Here is a 4897-nt window from a genome sequence, read left to right as displayed (position 1 = left end):
GTCCCAACTCCGTAGGTCGTATTCCCTGCCTGACTATCCGTCTGCACCAACCGATTCCCCACCGCATCGTAATCCCACGTCTGTATCCTCTGCGGATTCGCGTTGTCTAATGTGCTATATTTCACTTCCTTGATCTGCCCTTTCCTGTAATATTGACTGAAATCCCTTATGAATGAACCGTGTTATTCCTTCTTAACACGTCGCTTTTACATATTCATTGCTGCCTATTACGCAAATATACCTTCAAAAAATTCGTTATCACATACGCTAACAATGAAGCAATCGCCAGCGTGTTCATGGCTAAAGATACCAAAAATCTTTTTCTATGCCCCCAATCCACATATGGCGTGTCAAAAATCTCTTGACTCAACATGTTGAAAATTAAATATGCAAAATATATATACAATCGGTTCTTCTGTAGACTAATGCTATGAGACCGACCATGACTAATATTGCCATCAGCATCCGCAATAAATTTATATAATCTATAAAATTACTTAGAACACTTAAATCGACATTCATGATCATAATTTTTTTTGTATTTATTGATTTCTGTATTATGGAATTCAATTTCCATATCTCTAAGTTTTTCTGATTGTGCATCTGTGGCTACTGATGCAGCTCCAGATCCTAAATCATCATCAATAAAATCGTCTAAATACCCTCGACTTATATCGGCAGCTCCAAGTGTAAATCGATGCTTCCGGACAAATGCAGTCCTAAACTCTAATGTCTGATTGCCATGGTGATCACAACATATCATTTTACATTCTCAAGTAATTGTCACGGGTCTTTCCGATAGTAATGGTCCTACAACTAAAGTCATTAATTATGTTCACTAATACAGAATTATGCCCACTATCGTGGAATTCATGTCAACACTTGCTACTATATACATTTGTTCAAATTTACTATTCTGATTTAAATCTTACTTATTATGCCACCCATATATTTCTCTTCTTAACCTCAAAATATGTTTTGACATAAAATACTGATTTATACTCTCTATCTGAGGCATCTCATCTTTCTTCAAAACAATAAAAAGATAAAGATCGACAAGGTATTCCTGCAACTTTTTTAGTTCATTCTCTGTAGCTATTACTCTTTTTTTGTAGACTGGTTTTTTGATGGCTAATTTATCTCCATTTCTTTGATATTTCATTTTAAGTTCTTCAAAGTTTACTCCCTCATAGGCTTCTACATTGATAAATCTTTCCTCCTTTAATACCACTTGCCCGGTGTTATCGTAGATATCTCTAAACTCGTTCGTGATATTTATGATCCTTCCTTTTTTATCCATAATCAGTAGTCTCAATATGGTGCAATCTAAGCATGATATGTAAGTGACATCGATTTTATCATAGGGAAATGTTATATACTTTTCTATACTAAGTTCTCTGTGATGATGCTGAAATATTACTTCTCCATTAACTACACATACAAAATTCAAAAAAATAGCTGCTATTACGTATATAATTTTCATTTGCACTTTACGTTCTCTGTAGTGTTGCATTTGTATCCGCATCCCCCACTTTCCATATCTTTTTTTACTGGTGAATCTCCATATTCACCACCATGAGAAAGACATATTATCTGAATATCTACCTCGCAGCATTTAGGATCGGCACACTTCCGCTTTTCAGCCTCTTCTATTGCCTGTTTAACTGCTTCACATAATTTTTCTGCTGGCAAGTCCCCCCCCCATCATTAGTATCTTTCATCTTGTGACCGTCACCAAATCCTCCCTAATTCAAATCATCAGCACCACATCCCACATACAGGTTATTCTTATCCCCGTGTTGCTGAACGTGCCAGATTTCTGTTTTTATCCATGTTATGACTGTCATGGCTTAATCTAATTAAAAACCCATTACATTAAATTACTATATCAAGATAACCCTATTTTTTGTTCTGTTTTGTATATCTATCTCTAATACTCATCTGATTTCTTTGAATCATTCTGACTTTCCTGCTGTTCCAGGTCTTCACTCTTGCCTATGTATTCCTCAATTCTGTAAATTCGCTCATGAAGAAAAAATATATACATCATCAATAGTATAATAGCTTGATACAATTTATCTACATCTTTTCCTATTAAAGAAATCAATAGGACGAATAGAAAGCACACCATTCCATATAAAATCATTGCAAATCTTCGTTTCATCACGCACACTTAGTTCGGATACATTCATCTAAAATTCTTATAGAATTAAGATAATCTCTTATTGCATTCACACATATAACTAATCCCATCGGAATCAAAGGCGCAGGGGTCAATGGATTACTTCCACAAAGCGCACCGACTAAACTAAATTTAAATAAAGCATCAATATGCTCATCATTGCAACACCCACATGCGTTCGAGGGAGCATCCACAGGCAAATAATCTGGTGGACTAAAATCGTCTGACCTATCTAAAAATGGATTATAACCTGTGCTGCTACTTATTAATCCCATCGGATCTATATAATTCACCACCCCATTCCCCACATATCTATACCAATTCACATCCTTAGCCTTAAAGCCGATCGGATCCGGCTGTAGGAAGCGGCCGTGAACGGTACTATAAACGCGGTTGCGGTAATACCTAGCCGGTAACGGCGACCCTTCCTTCGAGCCGGTGGCCGCACTCTGTATAGGCTCGGGAAGCAAATCGTATAGACCTGAGCCGATGCCGCCGTTTGTCTTAGCAAGCATTTCGCGCCCAGTGAACCAGAAGCGGGTGGGGCTGGCATTGTAGGAGGTAAAGTTATTCGCTGTGCTGCTGTCGGCGAGGTGGGCTTTTCCATAGACGTCGTATCGGGTGCGGTGGATCTCGGTGCCTTGCAGGTCGATGAGGCGGGCGGTGCTGCCGAGGATGTTTTCTTGCAGGTAGTCGGTGTGTGTGGCGCGGTTGCCTACCAGATCATACGCCCAGCCTTGCGGCTTGCTCGGGTTTGCGTTGTTGACCGTTCCGTATTGCACTTGCGTAACTTGCCCGATGTCGTCGCAGATGTAAAGATCTTTTTTCATGAAAATGTTATCAGCGTTTTTGATGATTGCAGACGTATAGATGGGTGATCAAGTGATCCCGGCAACGGGATGGCTGCCTCTGTGCCGGTTCTGATTTTTCTACGATATTTGGGGCGAGATGTCGAAGAGTCGCCTTGGAGACGAGCCTATCCATCCCATAGAATATCCACACGGAAATTGCCTTCGTGATTTCTATGCGGTGTGTTAGTTACGTTGCATATATATCTTATTCAATAATTTGTCTACTACGTCCCCTTTTCCTCACTCAAAATCTATTCCAATGGTTATAGCGAGGAACTTACGTCTCCTTTTCATTTATTTAATTAGAGGGACAGATAAAGAGTCACAGATTCCACCACAGGAACCTTCAAAACCTACACGTCCCATACTGTAAGCCTCAAAGTTCGTAATCACTTCACCACACAGTTGTTCACATTCTTTAGCAATACTCTTAGTTAGATTTCTACAACGTTCATCTATTTGGTTTACGCGAGCTATAGATTGTTTTATATAATCAAGATTATCACTCTCAGCAGCTTGCTGCATAGTAGTATAATCTAAAGTTTTTCTAGCTGCGTCAACAGCACTTAGTTCTGATGGCATAGGATCGCTCCAGATAATGATGTAAGTCTGTGTCATCCCATAGAATGTTTCAGTTAACATAACCCATTTGGGCAAAACATGGTGTTGTTTCTTAAAATCTTCTATTTCATTATTCAAAACTGTTTGTGAATCTATATGGTTCTTAAACAGTATTTTTCGAGACTTTACTACTATAGCCCATCGCTTTATCTCTTGAAAAATGATTTCGCTATTCTTAGAGAATTTTATGTAAAAATCAAACCATGGCGAAAAAATTACAACTGCGATTATCAGACATAATATATATATGCCTATTCTTTTATAGAATCGGTATCTTTTCATGGTTTAAGTTCAGATGCAGAATTAATCTTTTTCTCTTTAGAAGACAGATTGTATAACCTCACTAGCTGCCCACTCCACTGACAGAGATTGTAGCCTGAGTTTGCGTGAACGGCTGATTCTTGTAGCACTTTAATTAGTGAAAGCTCGTGACTACTTGTAAATTTGGTAGAAGCAAAAATATCTATTGACCTTGATATCTTTATATACCAGTTTATTTCATCAAGTGCAAGTTTTCGTTTCTGATTTAATATTTCCATCTCAACGCTAGTAAATTTTAACCATTTCAAGATACAAGCGAGCATTAGGTGTAAGCAAAAGACAAGTAATAAAAATTTAATCTTGAGAAATATATTTTTAATATTTGTCATAGTTATTTTATTCATTTATCACACTTCCTGACGCAATGACCGTCACACGGCAAAGTTATTGAAAAAGGGTGGCATGTATAAGTGTGATCTGATGTTTTATAGTCCATATTTCTTTTAGCACATTCTATTTTTAAGCTCATTACAACATCATTACACATTGATTCTTTTTCTTTGATATATCTTTCACAATATTCCATGCTATCACCGCCGCCACCGCCATTATCATTGCCTCCACCACCTCTTGAACTCCAACCATTTATCTTCTCTGAGGCCTCCTTACCTGCTAATACAAGCGTGAGAACTACAGCAGTTTTCTCAAGAAAAGGCCAAAACCAAACTGGAACTAACCCGCTCGGATCCCTCCAATTCACCGCATTATTCCTCACATATCTATACCAATTCACATCCTTAGCATCAAACCCTATCGGATCCGGCTGCAAAAAGCGGCCGATGGTGGTGCTATAGATGCGGTTTCTATAATCATATAACCCCGCTCCAAGCCCACCCCACGTATTCACCAACATCTCTCGCCCTGTATACCCTACCCTCAGCCTTGTCGCACTGTAATACGGCTGACCGCTCGGCGTAAAATA

General features: G+C 38.6%; 5 protein-coding genes. All 5 read right to left on the bottom strand.

Annotated elements, in window-relative coordinates; all coding sequences use genetic code 11:
- Positions 1-928: 928 nt before the first annotated feature.
- The gene (locus tag NZM04_08730) at positions 929-1483 is read right to left on the bottom strand and encodes a hypothetical protein (protein ID MCS7064106.1); all 555 of its coding nucleotides are present in this window, start codon (positions 1481-1483) and stop codon (positions 929-931) included.
- Positions 1480-1692: a hypothetical protein gene (locus NZM04_08725; GenBank protein ID MCS7064105.1), complete on the bottom strand. Its 213-nt coding sequence runs from the start codon at positions 1690-1692 to the stop codon at positions 1480-1482. Before NZM04_08725 ends, NZM04_08730 begins: the two co-directional genes overlap by 4 nt.
- Positions 1693-2163: 471 nt before the next feature.
- On the bottom strand, positions 2164-3012 hold the full coding sequence (locus NZM04_08720) for a hypothetical protein (GenBank protein ID MCS7064104.1): 849 nt from the start codon (positions 3010-3012) through the stop codon (positions 2164-2166).
- A gap of 315 nt (positions 3013-3327) precedes the next feature.
- Complete coding sequence (locus NZM04_08715) at positions 3328-3936, bottom strand: hypothetical protein (protein ID MCS7064103.1); 609 nt, start codon at positions 3934-3936, stop codon at positions 3328-3330.
- A 379-nt stretch (positions 3937-4315) separates the two neighbouring features.
- On the bottom strand, positions 4316-4897 hold a 582-nt coding region (locus tag NZM04_08710; GenBank protein MCS7064102.1), incomplete at its 5' end, for an RHS repeat-associated core domain-containing protein.

Source organism: Candidatus Methylacidiphilales bacterium (assembly GCA_025056655.1).
GTDB lineage: Bacteria > Verrucomicrobiota > Verrucomicrobiia > Methylacidiphilales > JANWVL01 > JANWVL01.
Note: the sequence above shows the minus strand (reverse complement) of the source record. Positions and strands in the feature narration are given on the sequence as shown.

Bases quoted from the DNA above. Each gene is read 5' to 3' on its own strand.
- NZM04_08720 (MCS7064104.1), bottom strand. From the start codon at position 3,012: ATGAAAAAAGATCTTTACATCTGCGACGACATCGGGCAAGTTACGCAA.
- NZM04_08730 (MCS7064106.1), bottom strand. From the start codon at position 1,483: ATGAAAATTATATACGTAATAGCAGCTATTTTTTTGAATTTTGTATGT.
- NZM04_08715 (MCS7064103.1), bottom strand. From the start codon at position 3,936: ATGAAAAGATACCGATTCTATAAAAGAATAGGCATATATATATTATGT.